The 24,083-nt window shown below is 66.8% G+C and carries 22 protein-coding genes; 15 read left to right on the forward strand and 7 right to left on the reverse strand.

Going from position 1 to position 24,083, the window contains the following annotated elements; genetic code table 11:
- The 9 genes from ACFVVC_RS02760 to xerD all read left to right on the forward strand — a co-directional run.
- Positions 1–1,391 (forward strand): hypothetical protein (locus ACFVVC_RS02760; RefSeq protein WP_387448896.1); only part of this gene is annotated, 1,391 nt, incomplete at its 5' end.
- A gap of 6 nt (positions 1,392–1,397) precedes the next feature.
- Positions 1,398–2,387 (forward strand): HAD-IIA family hydrolase, encoded by a 990-nt coding sequence (locus tag ACFVVC_RS02765; protein WP_387448899.1) that lies wholly within the window; start codon positions 1,398–1,400, stop codon positions 2,385–2,387.
- A gap of 9 nt (positions 2,388–2,396) precedes the next feature.
- Positions 2,397–2,660, forward strand: a complete 264-nt coding sequence (locus ACFVVC_RS02770) for a hypothetical protein (RefSeq protein ID WP_387448902.1) — start codon at positions 2,397–2,399, stop codon at positions 2,658–2,660.
- Positions 2,660–3,475: a TlyA family RNA methyltransferase gene (locus ACFVVC_RS02775; RefSeq protein ID WP_387448904.1), complete on the forward strand. Its 816-nt coding sequence runs from the start codon at positions 2,660–2,662 to the stop codon at positions 3,473–3,475. Before ACFVVC_RS02770 ends, ACFVVC_RS02775 begins: the two co-directional genes overlap by 1 nt.
- 13 nt (positions 3,476–3,488) lie before the next feature.
- Positions 3,489–4,514, forward strand: coding sequence for an NAD kinase (locus tag ACFVVC_RS02780; protein WP_387448907.1), 1,026 nt, complete (start codon positions 3,489–3,491; stop codon positions 4,512–4,514).
- A 4-nt stretch (positions 4,515–4,518) separates the two neighbouring features.
- Positions 4,519–6,258: a DNA repair protein RecN gene (gene recN, locus ACFVVC_RS02785; RefSeq protein WP_387448910.1), complete on the forward strand. Its 1,740-nt coding sequence runs from the start codon at positions 4,519–4,521 to the stop codon at positions 6,256–6,258.
- A 27-nt stretch (positions 6,259–6,285) separates the two neighbouring features.
- Complete coding sequence (locus ACFVVC_RS02790; RefSeq protein ID WP_133832200.1) at positions 6,286–8,061, forward strand: CTP synthase; 1,776 nt, start codon at positions 6,286–6,288, stop codon at positions 8,059–8,061.
- A gap of 27 nt (positions 8,062–8,088) precedes the next feature.
- The gene (locus ACFVVC_RS02795) at positions 8,089–8,748 is read left to right on the forward strand and encodes an NUDIX domain-containing protein (RefSeq protein WP_387448912.1); all 660 of its coding nucleotides are present in this window, start codon (positions 8,089–8,091) and stop codon (positions 8,746–8,748) included.
- Positions 8,748–9,770, forward strand: coding sequence for a site-specific tyrosine recombinase XerD (gene xerD / locus ACFVVC_RS02800; protein WP_387448915.1), 1,023 nt, complete (start codon positions 8,748–8,750; stop codon positions 9,768–9,770). The genes ACFVVC_RS02795 and xerD overlap by 1 nt, the downstream gene beginning before the upstream one ends.
- A 38-nt stretch (positions 9,771–9,808) precedes the next feature.
- Here the strand turns inward: xerD and ACFVVC_RS02805 are convergent, their stop codons facing one another.
- Complete coding sequence (locus tag ACFVVC_RS02805) at positions 9,809–10,510, reverse strand: hypothetical protein (RefSeq protein WP_387448918.1); 702 nt, start codon at positions 10,508–10,510, stop codon at positions 9,809–9,811.
- Positions 10,511–10,597: 87 nt separating this feature from the next.
- Here ACFVVC_RS02805 and ACFVVC_RS02810 point away from each other — a divergent pair, with 87 nt between their 5' ends.
- The gene (locus tag ACFVVC_RS02810) at positions 10,598–11,080 is read left to right on the forward strand and encodes an 8-oxo-dGTP diphosphatase (protein ID WP_387448921.1); all 483 of its coding nucleotides are present in this window, start codon (positions 10,598–10,600) and stop codon (positions 11,078–11,080) included.
- Positions 11,081–11,174: 94 nt separating this feature from the next.
- Here the strand turns inward: ACFVVC_RS02810 and ACFVVC_RS02815 are convergent, their stop codons facing one another.
- The 4 genes from ACFVVC_RS02815 to ACFVVC_RS02830 all read right to left on the reverse strand — a co-directional run bounded on the left by ACFVVC_RS02815 (position 11,175) and on the right by ACFVVC_RS02830 (position 15,448).
- On the reverse strand, positions 11,175–12,314 hold the full coding sequence (locus ACFVVC_RS02815) for a bifunctional 2-methylcitrate synthase/citrate synthase (protein ID WP_387448924.1): 1,140 nt from the start codon (positions 12,312–12,314) through the stop codon (positions 11,175–11,177).
- Between the two features lie 62 nt (positions 12,315–12,376).
- Entirely contained in the window at positions 12,377–13,279 is a 903-nt protein-coding gene (gene prpB / locus ACFVVC_RS02820) for a methylisocitrate lyase (RefSeq protein ID WP_387448927.1), read from the reverse strand.
- Positions 13,279–14,799 (reverse strand): MmgE/PrpD family protein, encoded by a 1,521-nt coding sequence (locus tag ACFVVC_RS02825; protein ID WP_387448929.1) that lies wholly within the window; start codon positions 14,797–14,799, stop codon positions 13,279–13,281. The genes prpB and ACFVVC_RS02825 overlap by 1 nt, the downstream gene beginning before the upstream one ends.
- Complete coding sequence (locus tag ACFVVC_RS02830) at positions 14,792–15,448, reverse strand: GntR family transcriptional regulator (RefSeq protein ID WP_387448932.1); 657 nt, start codon at positions 15,446–15,448, stop codon at positions 14,792–14,794. Before ACFVVC_RS02830 ends, ACFVVC_RS02825 begins: the two co-directional genes overlap by 8 nt.
- 173 nt (positions 15,449–15,621) lie before the next feature.
- Between ACFVVC_RS02830 and ACFVVC_RS02835 the strand changes: the two genes are divergently transcribed.
- Positions 15,622–17,526 carry an AMP-binding protein gene (locus ACFVVC_RS02835; protein WP_387448935.1) on the forward strand — a complete coding sequence of 635 codons (1,905 nt, stop codon included), beginning with the start codon at positions 15,622–15,624 and terminating at the stop codon, positions 17,524–17,526.
- 23 nt (positions 17,527–17,549) lie between these two features.
- Here ACFVVC_RS02835 and ACFVVC_RS02840 read toward each other — a convergent pair whose 3' ends face one another.
- Entirely contained in the window at positions 17,550–18,263 is a 714-nt protein-coding gene (locus ACFVVC_RS02840; RefSeq protein WP_387448937.1) for a response regulator, read from the reverse strand.
- Positions 18,260–19,894 carry an ATP-binding protein gene (locus ACFVVC_RS02845; protein ID WP_387448940.1) on the reverse strand — a complete coding sequence of 545 codons (1,635 nt, stop codon included), beginning with the start codon at positions 19,892–19,894 and terminating at the stop codon, positions 18,260–18,262. The genes ACFVVC_RS02840 and ACFVVC_RS02845 overlap by 4 nt, the downstream gene beginning before the upstream one ends.
- Positions 19,895–20,052: 158 nt before the next feature.
- Between ACFVVC_RS02845 and ACFVVC_RS02850 the strand changes: the two genes are divergently transcribed.
- From ACFVVC_RS02850 to ACFVVC_RS02865, 4 genes are all read left to right on the forward strand, one after another.
- Complete coding sequence (locus tag ACFVVC_RS02850) at positions 20,053–21,396, forward strand: cation:dicarboxylate symporter family transporter (RefSeq protein WP_387448943.1); 1,344 nt, start codon at positions 20,053–20,055, stop codon at positions 21,394–21,396.
- A 231-nt stretch (positions 21,397–21,627) separates the two neighbouring features.
- Positions 21,628–22,527, forward strand: a complete 900-nt coding sequence (locus ACFVVC_RS02855; RefSeq protein ID WP_308931373.1) for an AAA family ATPase — start codon at positions 21,628–21,630, stop codon at positions 22,525–22,527.
- Positions 22,528–22,535: 8 nt separating this feature from the next.
- A complete protein-coding gene (locus tag ACFVVC_RS02860; protein ID WP_387448947.1) occupies positions 22,536–23,351 on the forward strand; it encodes a segregation and condensation protein A in 816 nt (271 codons plus the stop codon).
- A gap of 2 nt (positions 23,352–23,353) precedes the next feature.
- Positions 23,354–24,022, forward strand: a complete 669-nt coding sequence (locus tag ACFVVC_RS02865) for an SMC-Scp complex subunit ScpB (RefSeq protein ID WP_387449832.1) — start codon at positions 23,354–23,356, stop codon at positions 24,020–24,022.
- Positions 24,023–24,083 lie beyond the last annotated feature (61 nt).

Raw genomic sequence — 24,083 nt, forward strand, 5'->3', positions numbered from 1 at the left:
GTGGTGACCGCGATCGTAAGCCGTTTGGTGACCGTGACCGCAAACCCTTTGGTGATCGTCCGCGTCGTGATGGTGAGGGTGACCGTCGCGGGTTCAGCGGCGGTGCCGGTGGTGACCGCGATCGTAAGCCGTTTGGTGACCGTGACCGCAAACCCTTTGGTGATCGTCCGCGTCGTGATGGTGAGGGTGACCGTCGCGGGTTCGGCGGCGGCGAGAACCGCAAGCCTTTCGGTGACCGCCAGGACCGCGCGCCCCGCAGCTTCGATCGTGGAGATTCCCGTGCCGACTCCGGGCGGGGCGGCTCAGGTCCCCGCGGCTTTGGCCGCGACCGCCAGGAAGAGCGCCCTGTCCGTGTGCCGAACGCCGCCGATCTCCGCAGCGCCAACCGGCCGGACCGCGAACGTTCGCCCGAGATCGATGAGGACGTCACGGGCAAGGAGCTGGACAGCGCCACCCACCACCAGATCAAGACCCTCGAACCGAAGAGCGCTGAGTGGGTGGCCCGCCACCTGGTGATGGCCGGCCGGTTGATTGATGACGAACCCGAACTGGCGTTCCAGCATGCCCTCGCCGCCAGCCGGCGTGGTGGACGGCTCGCAGCCGTCCGTGAAGCGGTCGGTCTGACGGCTTACGCCGCCGGGCATTACGGCGAGGCGCTCCGCGAATTCCGTACCTTCCGCCGGATCAGCGGCTCCAACGTGCACCTCCCTGTCATGGCCGACTGCGAACGAGGCCTGGGACGTCCGGACAGGGCACTGGACGTTGCCCGTTCCGAGGAAGCCCAGGACCTTGACGCACCCGGCAAAGTGGAACTGGCTATCGTGGCGGCCGGCGCCCGGACCGACCTCGGCCAGCTGGATGCCGCTGTAGCCGAGCTCGAGATCCAGCAGCTGGACATCAACCGTGCGTTCTCCTACAGCCCGCGGCTGTTCCGCGCCTACTCCGACGCCCTCGCCGCAGTTGGCCGCCAAGCGGAGTCGGAGAAGTGGAGCAGGCAGGCCGCCGTTGCCGAAAACGCCCTCGGCCAGGGCGTCGATGAAGAACCCGAAATCATCGACCTCGGCTGGGACGAAGAGGAAGAAGCCCGGGAGGAAGCCGAACGCCGGAGGCTGCTGGACCGTGCGTCCGCGTCCCCGGAAGCACAGGGCTCCGAAACCGAAGGCTCCGCAACCGCTTCAACGGAGAGCGCCCAAGCCGGGCGCGCCACCGAGGCCAAGACGGTCCAGGACGGCAACCTCGACGACCAGGACGCCGACTACTTCGTCTCCGACGACGCCGAATCCGACCCCGACTCGGTGGAACAGGACGAGCTTGATACCGACGCCTCGGAAGAAGGCCACGAAGACGGGGCAGACAACGCCCCGCACACCGAAGAACGCCGGGAGGACTGACACCGGATGGGTGACGTTTCCCTGGTTTCCCGCTTCGACGCGCTCCTCGCAGACCTGGACGGCGTGGTCTACGCCGGCCCGCACGCCATTCCGGGAGCCGTCGATGCGCTGAAGCAGCTCTCCGGACTGGGTATCGGGTTGGGCTACGTGACGAACAACGCCTCGCGCTCACCGGCGGAGGTGGCCGAACACCTGCGCGAGCTCGGTGCCCCGGCAGAAGACGACCAGGTGGTCAGCTCATCCCAAGCGGCGGCGGACCTGTTGGCCTCGCTTCTTCCAGCCGGATCACGGGTCCTCATCACCGGCAGCTCCGCGCTGGCCCGGGAGATAGAGCTCGTGGGCCTGGTGCCGGTTGGCAGCCAGGATGAGGAACCGGTGGCCGTGGTGCAAGGCTTCAGCCCGTCGATCGGCTGGAAGGACCTGGCGGAAGCCTCCTACGTGGTGTCCGCCGGTGCCCTGTGGGTGGCAACAAATACCGACATGTCCATTCCGCAGGCCCGCGGCATCGCCCCCGGGAACGGGACCCTGGTGGCCGCCGTCGCGGCGGCGACCGGACAGAAACCCAAAGTCGCCGGCAAACCCGAGGCACCGCTGTTCCACTCCGCCGCCAAGCGCCTCGGGGCCGAGCGGCCCTTGGTCGTGGGCGACCGGCTGGACACGGACATCCTGGGCGGCAACAACGCAGGGTTTGCCACGGTCGCCGTCCTGACCGGCGTCGACTCCCGGGAAAGCATCCTCGCGGCGCGATCCGTGGAACGGCCCGACTACATCATCGAAGACCTCGCCGGGCTGCACCGTCCGTACCCGGACGTGACGCACGACGACGGCACTTACGCCTGCGGCCAGGCGACGGCACGCGTGGCCAACGGCGCGGTGGGCATCATTGGCGGCAAGGACAACCTCGATTCCTGGCGGGCAGCATGTGCCGCCTGGTGGGCTGCGACCCCCGACGCATCCGCCCCGCAGGCGCCCAAGCTGGTGTGGATGGATCACTAGGATGGTTCCATGACTGAGCTGACCGAACCGGACGACGCGCCAGCCCAGCCTGCTCCCGAGTGGCCGCATGCCGACGGACAGGACATCCCTGATCCACGCGTGGCGCAGGCCACGGAGCGGCTGCGGGAGGTGCCCCGGCTTCCAACTGCCGATCACGAAGACCTGTACAACCGGCTTCACGATGACCTCCTGGCCGCGCTCAACGACCCCACCGACAGCGACGCAACGGACGGCGCACCTGCCGCCACTGCTCCCGCCGGAGGCAGCGCCTGATGCCCGTCCGCCTCGACCAGGCTTTGGTGGCCCGCGGCCTGGCACGGTCGCGCACGCACGCGGCGTCGCTCATCGCCGAGGGCAAAGTCAGTTCCGGCGGCCAGGTCCTCGCCAAAGCGTCCCTCCAAATCGACGACGGCCGTGACATCGCCGTCGAGCACGATGACCAGGATGTTTATGCCAGCCGTGCCGGGCACAAGCTGGCGGGTGCCCTCGACGCCTTCCCGGCCATCACGGTCCAGGGCAAAAGGTGCCTCGACGCAGGCGCCTCCACCGGAGGCTTCACCGACGTCCTGCTCCGCCGCGGGGCCGCGCACGTGGTGGCGGTCGACGTCGGGCACGGCCAGTTGGTGCCGCACCTGCGCAGCGACCCGCGCGTGGCAGTCCACGAGGGACTGAACGTCCGGTACATGGCACCGGAGCACATCGGCGGGACGTGCGCGCTGACGGTGGCCGACCTTTCCTTTATTTCCCTCACCCTGGTGGTGCGGCCGCTGGCGGCCTGCACCGAACCCGGCGGCGACCTGGTGCTCATGGTGAAGCCGCAGTTCGAGATCGGCAAGGACCGCCTGGGCAGGACGGGCGTGGTCACGTCGGAGCGCGAACGCAGGCTGGCCGTGGAGAAAGTCGCGATGGCGGCGCTCGACGCCGGGCTGGACCTGTGCGGGCTGGCGGTCAGCCCGCTTCCGGGACAGGATGGCAACGTCGAATACTTCCTGTGGATAAAACGCAGGAACACCCAAGACTTGCCTAAGATCGAAGAGCGAGAGGCAGCAGCCGCTGCGTTGCTCGGACAAATCTGGCCGAACCACTAGAGAGCGGAACCTGATGAGCAGGCGTGTATTGGTCCTTGCCCACACCGGCCGCGAGGAATCACTGAAGGCTGCCTGGGAAGCCTGCGCCTTGCTGCACGCGTCGGGCATCGTCCCCGTGATGCTGGAGTCCGAGCTGGAGGACATGGAGCGGTTTTTTGGCCACCTGGCCCAGCCGGTGGAGGTGCTCCACGACCATGTCCAACTGCCCGAGGTCGAACTCGTCATGGTCCTCGGCGGCGATGGAACCATCCTGCGCGCTGCCGAACTGGTCCGCGAGGCGGACGTGCCCCTACTGGGCGTCAACCTGGGCCACGTGGGCTTCCTGGCCGAAAGCGAACGGGCGGACCTGGCCCAGACCGTCCAATGGATTGCCAGCCGTGAATACACGGTCGAAGAGCGGATGACCATCGACGTCCAGGTGTGGGTCCGCGGACAAAAGATTTGGCACACCTGGGCTTTAAACGAGGCCGCCATCGAGAAGGCCAACCGCGAACGGATGCTCGAAGTTGTCACCGAAGTCGATGAGCGCCCGCTCACGTCCTTCGGTTCCGACGGCATCGTGCTTGCCACTCCCACCGGTTCCACGGCCTACGCGTTCTCGGCCGGGGGACCCGTGGTCTGGCCGGAGGTGGAAGCCCTGGTGATCGTGCCCATCAGTGCGCACGCGTTGTTCGCAAAGCCCCTGGTCGTCTCGCCCCGGTCCAGGCTCGCCGTCGAGGTGCTCGGCCGGACCGACGCGCAGGGCGTGCTGTGGTGTGATGGCCGGCGCTCGGTGGACCTGCCCCCCGGTGCCCGCGTCGAGGTGACCAAGTCCGCCAACCCGGTACGGCTGGCCCGCACGCACCAGACCCCCTTCTCCGCCCGCCTGGTCCGCAAGTTCGAACTGCCCATCCACGGCTGGCGCGGCCCCGTGCCCAAGGCCGAGGCTGTGCACACCGGTCCCATCCCGCTGGTACGCACGCCACGGCCTATGCCGCCGCTGCAGGTCCCGGAGCCGGACGGCCCCGGCGGCGACCCCGATCCGTTGACTGCAAAGTGAATCCATGATTGAAGAACTGAGAATCCGCGATCTTGGCGTCATCACCGACGCAACGCTGCCGCTCGGCCCGGGCCTGAGCGTGGTGACCGGCGAAACCGGTGCCGGCAAGACCATGGTGGTCACCGCCGTCGGCCTCCTGCTGGGCGCCCGGTCGGATGCCGGGGCCGTCAGGAGCGGTGCGAAGAGCGCCACGGCCGAGGCAGTCCTGAAGCTTGAGTCCGGGCACCCGGCCATCGCCCGCGCCCTTGACGCCGGCGCGGAAGCGGAAGAGTTCGACGACGGCGCCGAGCTGATCCTGGCCCGCCGCCTGGGTGCGGACGGACGCAGCCGTGCGTTCCTTGGCGGCCGGGCCGCTCCGGTGGGCGTGCTGGCCGAGATCGGCGAGTCGCTGGTGGTGGTGCACGGCCAGTCGGACCAGATCCGGCTCAAGAGCGCCACGGCCCAGCGCGAGGCATTGGACAAGTTCGCCGGCGATGCCCTGGCCGGTCCCTTGGCCGCCTATCAGGAGCTCTATGGCCGGTGGAAGGCCAGCCAGGCAGAGCTGGACAGCCTGCGCAGCGCCGCCCGGGACAGGCTCCGGGAAGCGGAATCGCTGGAGGCCGCCCTCGCTGAGATCGACGGCGTGGACCCCCAGCCGGGCGAGGACGAGCTACTGAAGGCCGAGGCCGTAAAGCTCGCCAACGTAGAAGAATTGCGGATCGCCGCCAGCACCGCGCACCAGGCCCTCATCGCCGAGGACTTTGGCGAAGCCGGCGATGCGACCACCCTGGTGGATGCCGCCAAGCGCACCCTGGAGCACGTGGCAGAGCACGATGCCGAGCTCGGTTCCGCCGCCGAACGCCTGGCCGAGGTCGGTTTCCTGCTCAACGACATCGCCACGGAACTTGCCAGCTACCAGGCAGGACTGGACTCGGAGGGTCCGGAACGGCTGGCCGAAATCGAGGACCGCAGGGCCGCCCTGGCCAAGCTGGTCCGCAAATACGCGCCCACCATTGACGAAGTGCTGGTGTGGGCTGAAACCGCGCGCATCCGGTACGACGAACTGCAGGACGACTCCTCCCGGATCGAGGCGCTGGACGCCGAGGTGGTCCGTGCCGAAGCGGAGCTGCGGAAGCAGTCGGCGGCCATCAGCAAGATCCGGTCCAAGGCAGCCAAGGACCTCTCGGCCCGTGTCAGCGCCGAATTGACGGCGCTGGCCATGGCAGACGCCACTCTGGTGATCAACCTGGAATCAGCGGGACAGCCGGGCCCGCACGGCGCGGACGACATCAGCTTCCTGCTCCAGCCCCATTCCGGCGCGCCGGCCCGGCCGCTGGGCAAGGGTGCATCCGGCGGTGAATTGTCCCGCGTCATGCTGGCCATCGAGGTCGTGCTCGCCGCCGTGGATCCGGTCCCTACGTTCGTCTTCGACGAGGTGGACGCCGGGGTGGGCGGACGGGCCGCCGTCGAGATCGGCCGGCGGTTGGCGATGCTGGCACGCCACGTCCAGGTGCTGGTGGTCACCCACCTTCCCCAGGTGGCTGCTTTCGCGGACCAGCACATCACTGTGACCAAGACCTCGGTCAGGGGAGCGGACGGCAAAACCGCCACCGGCTTCACATCCAGTGATGTCCGCCTCCTCGACGGTCCCGAGCGGGTCCGTGAACTGGCCCGCATGCTGGCAGGCCAGGAGGACTCCGAATCCGCGCAGGCACACGCCCGCGAACTGCTGGACGACGCCAAGCTGCTGCCCCAGCGTGCCTGACAGGACAACAACGGGATGGCTGAATTGATGATAGGCTCGAATTCCGTGGTGCAGCGATCAAATTCCCGTGTAAATTCCCGGTTCCCGGGCTCCTCCAAGACGACGAAGCACATTTTCGTCACCGGCGGTGTGGCGTCCTCGCTTGGTAAGGGACTGACGGCCTCAAGCCTTGGTCACCTGCTCCGGGCCCGCGGCCTGTCCGTGACGATGCAAAAGCTCGATCCCTACCTCAACGTGGATCCGGGCACAATGAACCCCTTCCAGCACGGTGAGGTCTTCGTGACCGACGACGGCGCCGAGACGGACCTCGACATCGGGCACTACGAGCGCTTCCTGGACGAGAACCTTGAAGGTTCCGCGAACGTGACCACCGGCCAGGTGTACTCCACGGTGATCGCGAAGGAACGCCGCGGCGAATACCTCGGCGACACCGTCCAGGTCATCCCGCACATCACGGATGAAATCAAGCGACGCATGCGCCTGCCCGCCGAGGGAAAGAACGCCCCCGACGTCATCATCACCGAAATCGGCGGCACCGTTGGCGACATCGAATCACAGCCGTTCCTCGAGTCCGCCCGCCAGGTCCGCCAGGACATCGGCCGCGGAAACGTGTTCTTCCTCCACGTCTCGCTGGTGCCCTACATCGGGCCGTCCCAGGAGCTGAAGACCAAGCCCACGCAACACTCCGTTGCCGCGCTGCGCTCCATCGGCATCCAGCCCGAGGCGATCGTGATCCGTTCGGACCGCGAAGTTCCCGAGGCCATGCGGGAAAAGATCGGCCGCATGTGCGACGTCGACATCGACGCCGTGGTCAACGCCGCTGACGCCCCGAGCATTTACGACATCCCCAAGACCCTGCACTCCCAGGGCCTGGATTCGTACATCGTCCGCGCCCTCGACCTGCCGTTCAAGGATGTTGACTGGACCAGCTGGGACAAACTGCTCGACGCCGTCCACAACCCCAAGCACCACGTCGAGATCGCCCTGGTGGGCAAGTACATCGACCTGCCCGACGCCTACCTTTCGGTGACCGAAGCACTGCGCGCCGGCGGCTTCGCCAACGAAGCCAAGGTAAAGATCCGCTGGGTCCCGTCGGACGAGTGCGAGACGCGCGAAGGCGCCATCAAGGCGCTCGACGGCGTCGACGCCATCTGCGTGCCGGGCGGCTTCGGCATCCGCGGACTTGAAGGGAAGCTCGGCGCCCTGAAGTTCGCCCGCGAAACCAAGCTTCCCGTCCTGGGCTTGTGCCTGGGCCTGCAGTGCATGGTCATCGAGTACGCGCGCAACGTGGTGGGCCTGGAGGGTGCTTCTTCCAGCGAGTTCGAACCGGACTCCAAGTACCCCGTCATCGCCACCATGGAGGAACAGCTCGAGTTCGTTGAAGGCGGCGGAGACCTCGGCGGAACCATGCGCCTGGGCCTCTACGAAGCCAAGCTTGACGAAGGCTCCGTCATCGCCGGAACGTACGGCGCCACCACCGTCAGCGAACGCCACCGGCACCGGTACGAGGTCAACAACAAGTACCGCCAGCAGATTGCCGACAAGGGCCTGGTCTTCTCCGGTACCTCCCCGGACGGCAAGCTGGTGGAATTCGTTGAACTTCCGGCCGACGTGCACCCGTACTACGTGGCCACGCAGGCGCACCCCGAGCTGAGCTCGCGGCCCACCCGCCCGCACCCGCTGTTCGCCGGCCTGGTCAAGGCGGCCCTGGACCACCAGGGCGCCGGATCCCAGGCGGTTGCCGACACGGCTGCGCCCGTGGCCGGGAAGGCCGCGGCATCCGGTACGGTTACCGCTAAGTAGTCAATAGAGCAGAAGAAGGACGGCGCGATGCCTGGTACACCTGAAACCACCCCTGCCACGCAGGTTTCGGATGCACCAAGCCCGCGCCGTCTTTTGTCTACCGAGAAGGTGTACCAAGGCCGGATCTGGGACGTCGTCAGCGACACCTTCCAGCTCTCCGAATCCGGGGATGCGCTGACCCGCGACTACATCGACCACCCCGGGGCAGTGGCCGTGCTGCCCATGGACGCCGAGGGCCGGATCCTGCTCCTGAAGCAGTACCGGCACCCGGTAGGCATGGACCTCTGGGAGGTGCCGGCCGGCCTGCTCGACGTCGAAGGTGAAGACTTCGTGGTGGGGGCCGCCCGCGAACTTGGCGAGGAAGCCGACCTCGCGGCCGGAACCTGGAACGTCCTTGCCGACGTCTTCAATTCCCCTGGCTCCTCCAGCGAAGCAATCCGCATCTACCTGGCCCGCGACCTGACCGAGATCCCGCACCACGAACGTCACGAGCGGACGGACGAGGAAGCGGAGATCGAGTTCCACTGGATCAGCCTGGACGATGCCGTGGCCTCCGTGCTGGCCGGACGCCTGCACAACCCGTCCGCCGTCGTCGGGATCCTTGCCGCCGCGGCCGCCCGTGACGGCAACTTCCAGGAACTCCGCCCCGCCGACGCTCCCTGGCCCGCACACCCCAGCCAGCGCTGATGGTTCCCGGTCCTTCGGCTGAACCGGTGCCTTCGGCCGAAACGGCACCGGGCACGCCTGCGGCCGGGGAACCGGCCGCAGGACGTTCCGCGGCCGTCGACCGGGCCATCACCGACTACCTGCAGCACGTGGGCGTGGAACGGGGTTTGGCCGCCAATACGCTGGCCGCCTACCGCCGCGACCTCGCCCGGTACGCCCGGTATCTCGCCGCTGCCGGGTGCACCCGGCCGGAGGACATCACCCGGCACCATGTCACCGGTTACGTCCGCGCCCTCTCCGACGGTTCCGACGGCGGGTCCACCCTGGGAGTGCGGTCAGCGGCCAGGACAGTGGTGGCGGTGCGGGGCCTGCATAAGTTCTGGGCCCTGGAAGGCTACACGCCGGCCGATCCTGCCAGCGAAGTCCACCCGCCGATGGCCGGCAAACGGCTGCCCAAAGCCATCAGCGTGGACGAGGTGACCCGCATCCTCGAGGCGGCAGGCACTGACACGGCCACGGGGCTGAGGGACCGGGCCCTGCTCGAGTTCCTCTATTCCACCGGAGCGCGGATCAGTGAGGCCGTGGGGCTGGACGTCGATGACATCACCCTCGCAGAGCCAGGGGCCGGTCCCGCCATCGTCCGGCTTTTCGGCAAGGGATCGAAGGAACGGCTGGTCCCGCTGGGATCGTACGGAGCACGCGCCCTCGATGCCTACCTGGTCCGCGGCCGCCCGCTGCTCGCCGCCAAGGGCAAAGGCACGCCGGCGCTGTTCCTCAACGCCCGCGGTGGAAGGATCAGCCGGCAGAGTGCCTGGACCATCCTGAAGGCTGCTGCGGAGAAAGCCAACATCACCAGGGACGTCTCACCCCACACCCTGCGCCACTCGTTCGCCACCCACCTCCTTGAAGGCGGCGCCGATGTCCGGGTGGTGCAGGAACTGCTGGGCCACGCCTCCGTGACCACCACCCAGGTCTACACGCTGGTCACGGCCGATACCCTCCGGGAGATCTACGCCGCCGCGCATCCGAGGGCCCTGGGCTAGCCAATCCCGGAGCAGCCTGGCGGGCAGCAAACTACCGTTCACTCGGCGAGGTTGAGGGTCACTTCCGCTGCGCCGAGGGACAACGCCAGGATGGAAGTGCCCACTCCGGCCACGAAGAGCAGGCCCGGGTGGGCGAGGGCAACCACCACCCGCCGGAGCTGCGGCGCGCGGTGCAGGAACCCTGCCGGCACACGCGAATCCACCGGTACCTGGCGCCAGCCCCGCAGGCGTCGCAGGAACCACGCGCAGCGCACGATCAGTGCCATCCACAGCACCGATACAACCAGCGGGACGGCCGCTGCGAGCAGGCTGAGTCCCAGCGAGGTGACTGCCCGCTCCGAATCGCCGGCAAGCGCCTGGACGGTGGTTGAAATTGAAGCGCTGGCCACCACCGAGATGCCCCACACCAGGAAGGCGGCGGTCAAGGCCAGGAACCGGACGAAGAAGTGCGACAGCACGGACTCCCGTGTTGGCCGGAGGTACCGGCGCGGCGTTGCGTGAAGCACGGCCACAGTGCACGCCAAGGTGGGCAGTGCGGCCATCCCCACGCAGGCGTACCAGGTCCAGCCGGCCAGGTCCAGGTACTCGTCGGCAACGATCAGCACTGCCCACGCACCCGTCCACGCCCACCCGGCGTACAGCGGATTCCGGGACAACCAGCCAGGCAGAGGCACGGGGCGGGGAAGCCTGGCCCCAAGTTTCGGAGCGGGGGTGGAGTGGTCCTCTCCAGCCGGGTTCATGGGCCTCACTGTAGCAATGGGGAGTGGCCCGTGGCAGCAGCTGTGATGCAGTCCGGTATCCACGGCGGTGCCGGTTAAGCTGGAGCCATGACCGCAGCCGCCGTGACCCTTTGCTTCCTGCTCCGTGACGGGGCTGACGGGACTGAGGTCCTTCTGGGGCTGAAGCAGACAGGTTTCGGCAGGGGCAAGATCGTGGGAATCGGCGGCCACGTTGAACCGGGGGAGACCGACCAGCAGGCCGCGGTCCGGGAAGTCCTGGAAGAAACCGGGGTGGTGCTGCAGCTGGAAGACCTCGCCGACGCCGGATCGGTACACTTCGTCTTTCCCGCCCGGCCGGAATGGAACATGCAGACCCGGCTCTTCACCGCCCGCCTGTGGCACGGCGAGCCGGCCCCCAGCGACGAAATCCTCCCCGAATGGTTCCCGGTGGATACCCTGCCGGTCGAGCGGATGTGGCAGGACGCGGACCACTGGCTCCCCGTGGTGCTCGAAGGCGGGACAGTGAGGGTCGTGGTCACCATGGATACCGACAACGAATCCGTCGCCTCGTCCGAGAGCCTTTTGGGCTGAACTGCCGCGCAACCGGCGCCTGGCCGCCACGGTGTTTAACGCCCGACGGCGGCCGGGGCACCTGGGTGCTCCGGCCGCCGTCGTCCGGCACACGCTAGGGGAGGTGCCGTTCCTCCACGCCGTTGTACTCGCTCAACGGCCTGATCAGCGAGTTCGAGTCCAACTGCTCCATGATGTGGGCCGTCCAGCCGGTGATCCGGCTGGCGACGAACAGGGGAGTGAAGGTCGGGGTGTCGAAGCCCATCAGGTGGTACGTGGGCCCGGCGGGGTAGTCGAGGTTGGGCTTGATGGCCTTGGCCTCGTCCATCGCGGTTTCCAGGCCGTTGTACAGCCCCAGCAGCTCCGGGCGGCCATAGTGGGCGATCATCTTGTCCAGCGCCGCCTTCATGGTGGGAACCCTGGAGTCGCCGTGCTTGTAGACGCGGTGGCCGAAGCCCATGACTTTCTTCTTCTGGGCCAGGGCATCTTCCATCCAGGCTTTGGCCCGTGCCGCGGCTTCTTCGAGGGACTCCTCCTGCCGGATGCCGATCTCATCGAAGGTGTGCATGACCGCTTCGTTGGCGCCGCCGTGCAGCGGACCCTTGAGGGCCCCGATTGCTCCGGTCACTGCGGAGTGCAGGTCAGAGAGCGTCGAGGTGATGACGCGGGCGGTGAAGGTGGAGGCGTTGAAGGAGTGCTCGGCATAGAGGATCATCGAGACGTTGAAGGCCTCCACCACCTCCGGGACCTGTTCTTCGCCGAAAGCCATCCACAGGAAGTTTGCCGAATAGCCCAGGTCATCGCGTGGCTCAACAATGTCCTGGCCGTGCCGGCGGCGCTGGTCATAGGCCACCACCGCGGGCATGGCGGCGAAGAGGTCGATGGCCTTGGCCATGTTGGCGTCCCTGGACGAATCTTCGGCCAGGGGGTGCCGTGCGCCCATCACCGAGGCCGCGGTGCGGCACACGTCCATCGGATGCGCCGTGGTGGGCAACGCGTCGATGACCGTCTTGACCACCGGATCCAGCGCCCTGCCGGCGCGTTCCCGCGCGGAAAATTCGGCGAGCTGGTCCTTCGTGGGGAGCTCTCCGTTCCACAGCAGGTACGCGACTTCCTCGAAGCTGCACTTGGCAGCCAGTTCCTGGACGGGGTAGCCGCGGTAGAGCAGCGAATTGGTGTCCGGGTTGACCTTCGAAACCGCGGTGTAATCCACCACCACGCCGGCGAGGCCCTTCTTGATCTCATTTTCAGCCATGCTGAAACTCCTTTGTTCCTAACGCCTGTTGACCGGCCGGGGCCGGCAGTCCGGTGGGGGTGTCAGATTCCGGGGATCTGGAAGTTGAAGACCCCGGTGTCAAAACGGTTGTAGGCCTCGTAGTCCACGAGGTCGTAGAGCCGTGCACGGGTCAGCATGCTCGAAACCTGGGCCTCCTGGGTGCCGTCGGATTTGATCGATTCCAGAGTACGCTCAGCAGCGCCCATGGCACTACGGAGCAGGGTGACCGGGTAGATCACCATGTTGACGCCGACGCCGGCCAGTTCGTCCACCGTGAAGAGGTCGCTCTTGCCGAACTCGGTCATGTTGGCCAGGATGGGCACGTCCACGGCGTCGCGGATGGCCTGGAATTCGCTGAGGTCCTTCATGGCTTCGGGAAAGATCGCGTCCGCGCCGGCGTCCACGAGGGCCTTGGCTCGCTGCTGTGCCGCTTCGAGCCCGTCGGTGGCGCGGATGTCGGTGCGCGCCATGATCAGGAAGTTCGGGTCGCGGCGGGCGTCGGCTGCGGCGCGGATCCGTTTGGTGGCGGTCTCGAGGTCCACCACGTTCTTGCCGTCCAGGTGGCCGCAGCGCTTCGGGTTGAACTGGTCCTCGATGTGCAGGCCGGCCAGGCCGGCGTTCTCGAGTTCCTGCACGGTGCGTGCCACGTTCATCGGCTCGCCGAAACCTGTGTCGGCGTCGACGATCGAGGGCAGGTCCGTCATCCGGGCGATCTGCCCGGCCCGGGTGGCCACCTCGGTGAGCGTCGTCAGCCCGATGTCCGGCAGGCCAAGGTCGTTGGCGAGGACGGCACCGGAGATGTACACGCCGGCGAAGCCCTTTTCTTCGATCAGCCGGGCGGAGAGGGGATTGAAGGCGCCGGGAAACTGCTGGATGGTCCCGGAGGCCAGCAGTTCCCGGAACCGGATCCGCTTCTGTTCCGGCGTGGTCTTCGAGTACAGCATCAGAAGAGTCCCTTCGGTGCCGCTGCGAGGTCGATGACGCCGGGGGCGGCGGTGATGTTCAGCTGGTCCAGCTCGCCGGCGGCGAGTTCGGGGAGGCGTTCGACGGCGGCGAGGAACCTTTCAATCTCGGCCTCCTCCACGAGCCCGGCGGCCAGGGTGCGGAACTTGTTGACGTACTGTTCCCGGGCGAACGGCCGGGCGCCCAGCGGGTGCGCGTCCGCGACGGCGATCTGGTCGGTGACGACGGTGCCGTCCTTGAGCGCGATTTCCACAGAGCCGCCGAACGCCTTCTCCGCGATGTCCAGGGAGTGGTAGCGGCGGGTCCATTCCGGATCCTCCACCGTGGTGACCTTGTGCCACAATTCCACCGTGTCCGGGCGGCCCGCGCGCTCCGGGGCGTAGGAATCGACGTGGTGCCAGGCGCCGTCCTGCAGGGCCACCGTGAAGATGTACGGGATGGAGTGGTCCAGGGTTTCGCGGCTGGCCGTGGGGCTGTACTTCTGCGGGTCGTTGGCGCCGGAGCCGATCACGTAGTGCGTGTGGTGGCTGGTCTTGATCAGCACGGACTCGACGTTGGCCGGGTCCGTGACCTCGGGGTGTTCACCGTGCAGCTTGCGGGCCAGGTCGATCCAGGCCTGGGCCTGGTATTCGGCGGAGTGTTCCTTGGTGTACGTGTCCAGGATGGCTCGCTTGGCTTCGCCGTCCTCGGGCAGCGGCACCGTGTAGTTGGCGTCGGGGCCATCGAGCATCCAGGCGATGACGCCGTCTTCGCCTTCGTAGATCGGCACAGGGGAGGTCTGGCCGCGCATGGCGCGGTCGGCGGATTCGACGGCCATCTTGCCGGCGAAGGCGGGGGCGTGGGCCTTCCAGGTGGAGATTTCGCCCTTGCGGGACTGGCGGGTGGCGGTGGTGGTGTGCAGCGCCTGGCCGACCGACTGGAAGATGGTCTCGACGTCGAGGCCCAGCAGGGTGCCGATGCCGGCGGCGGCCGAGGGGCCCAGGTGCGCTACGTGGTCGATCTTGTGCTTGTGCAGGCAGATGGCTTTGACCAGGTTGACCTGGATTTCGTAGCCGGTGGCGATGCCGCGGACCAGGTCCGTGCCGCTGGCGCCCACGTGCTGGGCGACGGCGAGGATCGGCGGGATGTTGTCGCCCGGGTGGGAGTAGTCCGCGGCCAGGAAGGTGTCGTGGTAGTCGAGTTCGCGGACGGCCACGCCGTTGGCCCAGGCCGCCCATTCGGGGGAGACGCGTTCGTCGATGCCGAAGACCTTCGAGCCGTTGCCGCCGGTGCTGGGGCCGTGGGTGAGGGCCTGTGCCCGGGCGGCGACGATGGGGGCGCGGGTCAGGGAGGCGATGGCCACCGAGGCGTTGTCGATCACGCGGTTGATCACCATGTCGGTGACATCGTCGCGAACCGCCACAGGATCCGCGGCCACCTTGGCGATCTTGTAGGCAAGCTGGTCCTCGCGGGCCAGGTTCTCTTCGCTCTTGTAGACGCGGACGTGGTGTTCCTTAACCATGGTGCTCCTTGTGGTGGGATGCGTGGGTTGCTTTGACGTGGGAAAGGCTGCGGTGCAGGTGCACGATCGTGGCTGCTTCGGCGAGCTTCGGATTGCCTGCGGCGATTGCCTCGGCGATCGCTGCGTGCTCGGCGGCCGCGGCAGTCAGGCGGGCGGCGTCGTCGGCGGCCAACCGGCGGATACGGACCAGATGCACGCGAAGGCTTCGCATGGCCTGGGCCAGGTAGGAGTTGGAGATGGCGGCATCAATGGCGGTATCGAGCCGTCCCACCAGTTCGTAGTACTCGTGGCGGGCGGGATCGTTGCCGTTAATCAGGTCCGGGGCCCCAACCAGCTCGCGCTGCAACTGCTCGAAAGTGGTGGTATCACCGCGGCTGGCGGCCAGCGCAGCGGCCTTCCCCTCAAGGGTTTCGCGCAGTTCGAACAGTTCGTCGATGTCCTCAAGGGAGATGTCGGTGACCACCACACCGCGCCCGCCCGGCGTCGTGAGGCCTTCCGCGGTGAGCCGGCCAAGGGCCTCGCGAAGCGGAGTGCGGGAGACGCCGAGCCGTTCGGACTGCTCCACCTCGGCAAGGACGGTCCCGGGGGCCAGCCGCCATTCGACAATGTCATCCCGGAGGGCGGCGTAGGCCTTCTCGCTGGCGCGCATGGGGGTCTCCTTCCTCGGTCGACGCTCACCAGTGTATACACAGACTCCTGCTGGGCCAAGTAAGTTCGACGATTTATCCCCATCATCCATTTTTGTGTATACACACGCCTTGTGGTGAGTCCCCAGAGCAACTAGCATGACCTGCATCACAACGTCGTGGATGGGATGACTTCATGGGCACCAGCAGCTACCGGGAAAGTTATGAGCGCAGCGTGCAGCGGCCGGAGGACTTCTGGCTCGACGCTGCCAGGAAGATCCACTGGAGCGCACCGCCCGGCCGTGCCCTGGACTCCAGCCGGGCGCCCCTCTATGGCTGGTTCCCTGACGGCGTGCTGAACACCTGCTACAACGCCCTGGACCGGCACGTCGCGGAAGGCCGGGGAGCCCAGGACGCCTTGATTTACGACTCGGCAATGCTGGGCATGCACCAGCGCTTCAGCTACGCGGAACTCACCGATCTCGTGGCCCGATTCGCCGGGGTGCTCCGGAGAAACGGCGTGGGCAAGGGCGACCGGGTGGTGATCTACCTGCCCATGATTCCCGCGGCCGTCATCGCCATGCTTGCTACTGCCCGCCTGGGCGCGATCCATTCGGTGGTCTTCGGCGGCTTCGCCCCCAAGGAACTTGCCGCCCGGATCCGGGACGCCGCCCCCGCCGCCGTCGTCACCGCCGCCGGCGGGATCGAACCGTCCCGCCGGATCGAATACCTGCCCGCCGTCGTCGAAGCCCTGGACCTTGCGGGCACACCCGGCATTCCCGTGCTGGTGAAAGCCCGGGACGGCTTCGCATCATCGGCTGCGGACCACCCGGGGTGGCTGGACTGGGACAGCGAAATGGCATCCGCAGATCCCGTCGCACCGGTGGACGTCATGGCCACGGATCCGCTCTATATCCTCTACACCTCCGGAACCACCGGCACCCCCAAAGGCGTGGTGCGGGACAACGGCGGACACGCCGTCGCCCTGAGCTGGACGCTGGAGAACATCTACGACGTCGGCCCCGGCGATGTCATGTGGACTGCTTCCGACGTGGGCTGGGTAGTGGGGCACTCCTACATCGTCTATGGGCCGCTGCTCGCCGGTGCCACCACAGTCCTCTACGAAGGCAAGCCGGTGGGCACCCCGGACGCCGGCGCGTTTTGGCGCGTCATCGAGGACCACAAGGTCAACGTGCTGTTTACCGCGCCGACGGCGCTGCGGGCCATCCGGAAGGCAGACCCCGAGGCAAAGCTCTTGGGACAGTACGACATCTCCAGCCTGCGGACCCTCTTCGCGGCCGGCGAGCGGCTCGACACCGACACCTTCCACTGGGCCTCCCGCATCCTCGGCGTACCCGTGGTGGACCACTGGTGGCAGACCGAGACCGGCTGGGCCATCTGTGCCAACCCGCGCGGCCTGGACGGGCTGCCGATCAAAGCGGGCTCGCCGAGCGTGCCGATGCCCGGCTTCAAACTGCGGATCCTCGACGGGGCCGGAGAGGAAGTGGAGGCCGGCACCGAGGGCAACATTGTCCTGGGGCTGCCGCTGCCGCCGGGGACCCTCGCCACGCTCTGGGGCAACGACGACCGCTACATCTCCTCCTACCTGCAGGCCTTCGAGGGCTGCTACGCCACCGGCGACTCCGGCTACCAGGATGAGGACGGCTACCTTTTCGTGATGGGCCGCACCGACGACATCATCAACGTCGCCGGCCACCGTCTCTCCACTGGCGCCATGGAGCAGGTGATCGGCCAGCATCCGGCCGTCGCCGAATGCGCCGTGATCGGTCTCGCCGACCCGCTCAAGGGCCAGCGCCCCAGCGGCTACGTGGTGCTCAAGTCCGGGGTGGACATACCCGAGGAACTCCTGGCGAAGGACCTGGTCGCCCTGGTGCGGCGGGACATCGGGGCGGTGGCGGACTTCAAGCACGTCACGGTGGTTGAGGCCCTGCCCAAGACGCGTTCGGGAAAGATCCTCCGGAAGACCATGCGGCAGATCGCCGACGGCGAGGAGTACACCGTGCCCTCAACCATCGAAGACCCCCGGGTCATCGACCAACTGGCCGGCGTCCTGCGGCCGGGGCTGGCGGGAGGGGACTGAGGGGCAGGGTCCGGCCCCTGGCCTCAGCGGGCAGTCCACCGGTATTCGTTCTCCGGCCTGCCGGGGGTGCCGTAGCGGGCCATGCGCGAAACGGCGCCGGCATCGGCGAGATATTCCAGGTACCTCCGGGCCGTTACGCGGGACATGCCTAAGGCATCCATGACCTCGGTGGCAGAGACTGCCTCGGGCTGTTGCCGGAGAAACTCCTGGACCGAACCGAGGGTGGAGGTGGAGAGCCCTTTGGGCAACGGCAATTCTGAGGGAGCCCGCAAGCTGGCGAAGGCCCGGTCCACCTCACTCTGCGAGGCGCCCCCTCTGCCGGTTCCAGCGCCGGAGCCGGCCAACTGCTGCCTGAACTGGCGGTAGCTTTCGAGCTTGTCGGAGAACGTGGCGAACGTGAACGGCTTGATCAGGTACTGGACCACGCCGATGGCGACAGCGCTGCGGACGATGGCCAGTTCGCGCACGGCGGTAATGGCGATGATGTCGGCAAGGATCCCGCCTGATCGCATCCGCCGGGCAATGTCCAGCCCGTGCAGGTCCGGCAGGTTCATGTCCAGCAGGACCAATTCCACAGGCTCTCCGGCCGCCACGAACTCGTTCAACAGCCGCAGGGCCGACTGGCCGTCAGGGGCCGTCCCGGCGAGCTCGAATCCGGGCAGCCGCCCGACGTAGGCGGCGTGGGCTGCGGAAGCGATCGCTTCATCCTCTACGACGAGGACCCGGATGTTGCTCACTGGCTGTGCTCCTTTTCCGGGGGAACCGCCGCGGGCAGGAAGACTTCGAACTTGGCGCCGTTCCGTCCGTTGATGGCCAGCGTACCGCCCAAACGCCCCACTGCCTGGCGGACCAGCGCCAGCCCGATCCCCCGGCCCCCGGGGCCGGCCGGTTTCGTGCTGAATCCGTGCCGGAAGATCAGGTCGGCATCGGCCGGGTCGATAGGGGTCCCGGAGTCGTTGACCGCGATATCCAGTCCTTCCTCGTCAGCTTCCAGGGTCAGCTGGACCCGCCGCGGGGCGGGAGCATCCGCGGCCGCGTCAATAGCATTGTCCAGCAGGTTGCCCATGATCGTCACCAGGTCCTGGACGGCGACACCCTGCGTCGAGCCCGAACCCAGGGTGGAAACATCCAGCTGGACCCCGCGCTCGTGGGCCTCGGCCACCTTGCCCATGACCAGGGCACCCACCACCGGTTCGTCGATGGAGCTCACCATGTCATCGGTCAGTTGCTGGCTCAACGCGAGGTCCTTCGTGGCAAAGTCCAGGGCTTCTCCGGTCCGGCCCAGCTCCAGGAGCGAGACCATGGTGTGCAGCCGGTTGGCGTGTTCGTGGGTCTGCGCCCGCAACGCGTCGGACAGGGTCCGCATCGTCTGCAACTCGTTGCCCAGGGCTTCGATCTCCGTCCTGTCCCGGAGTGTCGCAACCGTTCCATACACCGGGACCTTGCCGCGCACGCCGGGCGACTCCGGACCCCGGGCAGGGCCCTGGTTGACCACCAGCACGCGGGAACCTGTCAGGACCATCTCGTCCTTGGTGGTACGTCCGGAATCGAACAGGCTGCGAAGTTCGCTGTCCAGTGGGAGGTCGGACAGCGACGGCGGCTTGGTGGGATCATTGCTTCCGGTTTCCGCAAGGCCCAGCAGCTCGGCGGCCTGGTCGTTGTACATCACCACCCGCTTCCTGGCATCGATCAGGATCAGCCCCTCGCGGACCGAGTGAAGTACCGACTCGTAATAGGCGAACAGCTGGGCCAATTGTTCGGGCCCCCAGCCGCGGGTCACCCGGCGAAGGTACCGGCCCAGCAGCCACGAGGCCAGGGACCCGCCCACCAGCAGGGCAATGCCAAGGGCCAGCAGCACGGGGAGCCGGGCAGCGAAGGCAACGTCCACGTTGCGGACAGTTACACCCACAGCCACCAGCGCTTTGATTGTTCCCGCTGAATCCTTGACCGGAACTATGGTCCGGACGGAAGGGCCCAGGGTTCCCGCGGTGACTTCCGTAAACGTCCGCCCCTGCAGGGCTGCGTCGATGGAGCCGATGTAGGGCCGGCCCAGTTCCTCATCCCGGGGATGCGTCCAGCGGGTCCGGTCGGGAGCCATGATGGTGATGAAATCGACGCGGGCCGCGGCGGTGACATCCTTGGCATACGGCTGCAGGAGGACCGACGGGTCCGGCGTGGCAGCGGCCTGCAGCACCAGCGGATTGGCGGCGATGGAGGCGGCCACCCCCTCCATCCGGCGGCCGGCTTCGTCATAGGTCCGGTCCCGTGCGTCGAGGTAGGCCGCCGTTCCCACGATGGCGATGAAGCACACCACGATCAGCAGGTTTGCCACGAAGAGCCGGCGGGCAATACTCCAGCGGTGGATCATGCGTACCTCCATCTGACCCTGCGGGTGCCACGACCAATATGAACGCAACGGTGAGCTGGATCACGGGGTGCCCAATGATGGATATCACATTGCAAGGACGTGTCGAGCCCAGAGTCTGCGCCGCAGCGTCTATCAGAATATCCACAAGGAGACACATCATGGCTTCTCAACGAGGAGAGTCGCTCGGAACCGCGACGCCGCGGCGCAAGGGACTGGACAAGTCCCACTATCTTTACATCGCCGTCATCGCGGCAGTTATCCTGGGCGCGCTGGTCGGCCTGCTGTTCCCGGAGGTCGCCAAGAACCTCAAGCCCCTGGGCGACGGGTTCATCAAGCTGATCAAGATGATGATCGCTCCGGTCATCTTCTGCACCATCGTCCTGGGCATCGGGTCCATCGCCAAGGCGGCCACCGTGGGCAAGGTGGGTGGCCTGGCGCTGGGCTACTTCGTCATCATGTCGACCTTCGCCCTGGCCATCGGCCTGGTGGTGGGCAACCTCATCCACCCCGGCGAGGGCCTGAAGCTCACGCCCTACGATCCCAACAAGAAGGCAGCCACGGACAGCACCGTTGACTTCCTGCTGGGCATCATCCCCAGCGACATCCCCGTTCTGCCCACCCTGCTCGCGGCAATCCTGGTTGGCTTCGCGCTGCAAAAGATGGGCCCCCAGGGCGCTCCGATCCTCAAGGCCATCGGCCACGGCCAGGCCCTCGTGTTCCGCGTCCTGATCATGATCATGTGGCTAGCACCGGTTGGTGCCTTCGGTGCCATCGCCGCCGTCGTGGGTGCCACAGGCGTCCAGGCCATCGTGAGCATGTTCACCCTGATGGTGGCGTTCTACATCACCTGTGCGCTGTTCATCGTCGTGATCCTCGGCGGGCTCCTCCAGGTGGTGGCGGGCGTCAACATCTTCAAGCTGATGAAGTACTTGGCCCGGGAATACCTCCTGATCTTCTCCACGTCATCCTCCGAGGCTGCACTCCCGCGGCTGATCGCCAAGATGGAACACCTGGGCGTCTCCAAGCCCGTCGTCGGCGTGACCGTTCCCACCGGATACTCCTTCAACCTGGACGGAACGGCCATCTACCTGACCATGGCATCGCTCTTCGTTGCCAACGCCATGGGCACCCCGCTGGACCTTGGCGCCCAGATCTCCCTGCTGATCTTCATGATCATTGCGTCCAAGGGTGCCGCCGGTGTGACCGGCGCCGGCCTGGCCACCCTTGCCGCAGGCCTGCAGGCACACCGTCCCGAGCTGCTCGGCGGCGTGGGAATGATCGTCGGCATCGACCGCTTCATGTCCGAAGCCCGCGCACTGACGAACTTCACCGGCAACGCCGTCGCCACCGTCCTGATCGGCACCTGGGTCAAGGAGATCGACGGCGGCCAGGTCACCCGCGTCCTCTCCGGCGAGGCTCCGTTCGATGAGCAGACCATGATCGCCGGGCATGGCGAAATGGCACCCAAGGAAGAAGGCGCCCGGGAGGTCGCCAAGGCCTGATCTTCACCGGCGGCACCGCATGAAACAGCCCCTGCAGCCTCAGCTGCGGGGGCTGTTTTCGTGCGTCCAACCCGAAACCTTCGACCTCAACTAGAAGGTCAAGGCTCAACATTCGCGGAAAGTCAAGTTCCGTCGAATGCCGTGTCGGGCGCTGTAACCTAAGGATCAGAACGAACGGCGCTGGCGAGCCAGCGGCAGGAAATCACCGTCATCGAAAGTGTGGACAGATACGTGAGCAGCGAACAGGGTTCAGCAACTCTGGAGGGCACGGAATTCGACCTGGAAAACGCGGTGATGGGCCCCACCGGGCGCCCATACCGGGAGTTCCCGGAACCCGCGCCGCTGTCCTCCCACGGCCCGGCCCGCGTCATTGCCATGGTCAACCAGAAGGGTGGCGTCGGGAAGACGACCTCCACCATCAACCTCGCTGCAGCGCTCGCAGAATACGGCCGCCGGGTCCTGCTGGTGGACTTCGACCCCCAGGGTGCGCTCTCGGCAGGCCTTGGCGTCAATCCGCACGAGCTTGACCTCACCGTCTACAACGTCCTGATGGACCGCAAGGTGGACATTCGCGACGCCATCCACCAGACCGGCGTCGACAACGTGGACCTGCTGCCGGCCAACATCGACCTCTCCGCCGCGGAGGTTCAGTTGGTCAACGAAGTAGCGCGCGAGCAAGTCCTGGACCGTGCGCTCAAGAAGGTCGAAGACGATTACGACGTCGTCCTCATCGACTGCCAGCCTTCCCTCGGCCTCCTGACCGTTAACGCCCTTACCGCAGCACACGGCGTCATCATCCCGCTGATCTGCGAGTTCTTTGCGCTCCGCGCGGTGGCGCTGCTGGTCGAAACCATCGACAAAGTCCAGGACCGGCTGAACCCGCGCCTGCAGGTGGACGGCGTGCTGGCCACCATGTACGACGCCCGCACGCTGCACAGCCGGGAAGTCATCACCCGCCTGGTGGAGGCCTTCGGCGACAAAGTCTTCGAGACCGTCATCAAGCGTTCCATCAAGTTCGCCGATGCCACCGTTGCCGCCGAACCCATCACCAGCTACGCGGGGAACCATGTGGGGGCAGACGCCTACCGCCGGCTGGCCAAGGAACTGATCGCCCGCGGCGGCGCACCGTAACCAACGCCGTGGCCGAATCAAAGCCAGGCTTCGAGGTCAGGCTGGCCAACTTCACCGGGCCTTTCGACCTCCTCCTGGGCCTCATTGCCAAGCACCAGCTGGACATCACCGAGGTGGCCATCGCCACCGTGACGGATGAGTTCATCAAGTACATCCGGAAACTCCAGGAGCTCGGCGAAGAATGGGCGCTGGACGAGGCAAGCGAGTTCCTGGTGATTGCCGCCACGCTGCTCGACCTGAAGGCGGCACGGCTCCTTCCCGCCGGTGAGGTCGAGGACGACGAAGACATCGCCCTGTTGGAAGCGAGGGACCTGCTCTTCGCCCGGCTGCTCCAATACAAAGCCTTCAAGCATGTGGCTGGAATCCTTGGCGAGACCCTGCACCAGGAAGGCCGGCGCTTCCCGCGGCAGGCGGCACTTGAAGAACAGTTCGCGGCTATGCTTCCCGAACTGGTCTGGAAGCACACGCCTGAACAATTCGCCGCGCTGGCCGAGGCCGCCCTCCGGCCCAAGGCACCGGCGCAGCCGCCGCAGGTGGCGCTTGGGCACCTCCACGGGGGCAACGTCAGCGTCAAGGAGCAGGCGGAGATGCTGGGGCTGCGCCTGCAACGGCAGTCCCCGTTGACCTTCCGCTCCCTGATCGCCGACGCCGAATCAACGCTGGTAGTGGTCGCCCGGTTCCTGGCCCTGTTGGAGCTGTTCAGGGACAAGGCCGTTTCATTCGACCAGCTGTCCCCGCTGGCAGAGCTCGCCATCCACTGGACAGCCGATGGCCGCGACTGGTCGGCGGAGCATCTCAGCGAAGAATACGAGGAACAACTGTGAACCTGGAACCGCAACAACCGGAGCCGGGGGAGGATTTTGTGGATGCCCACGACGCCGCCGGGCTTCCCGGTGGCGCCAAGGCCGCCCTTGAGGCCGTCCTCATGGTCCTCGACGAGCCGGCCACCGAGGACGAGCTCGCCGCGGGGGTCGGCCTCGCACCCGCCACGGTGCGCTCCCTGCTGGCAGAACTGCAACGCGAGTATGACGGCTATACTGTTAACGCCCCGGATATGGAGAATGCCAGCCACGCTGGCTTGGGCTCCAGGCCCCGGGGTTTTGAATTGCGGAACATCGCCGGTGGCTGGCGGATCTACTCCCGCGCCGAGTTTGCCGACATTGTGGGCAAGTACGTGCTTGAGGGGCAGACCACCAGGCTCACCCAGGCGGCGTTGGAAACACTGGCGGTCATCGCGTACCGCCAACCCGTTTCACGGGCCAGGGTGTCTGCAATTCGCGGAGTCAATGTTGATTCTGTCGTACGGACACTCGCCCAGCGCGGGCTGATCGAGGACGCGGGAACCGATCCCGAGTCCGGCGCAATCCTCTACCGGACCACCTCCTATTTCCTTGAACGGATGGGAATCGGTTCAGTGGGGGAGTTGCCCCACCTGTCGCCGCACCTACCGGGGCTCGACGGGATCGCAGAGTTCTACGACGCCGACAGGATGTAGGCAGGGCACGCCCTGTCCGCGTCAATTCACTTACCAGGGCAGACGAAGTCTGCACGGCTGG

The sequence above is a fragment of the Pseudarthrobacter sp. NPDC058196 genome, from assembly GCF_042882685.1.
Lineage (GTDB): Bacteria > Actinomycetota > Actinomycetes > Actinomycetales > Micrococcaceae > Arthrobacter.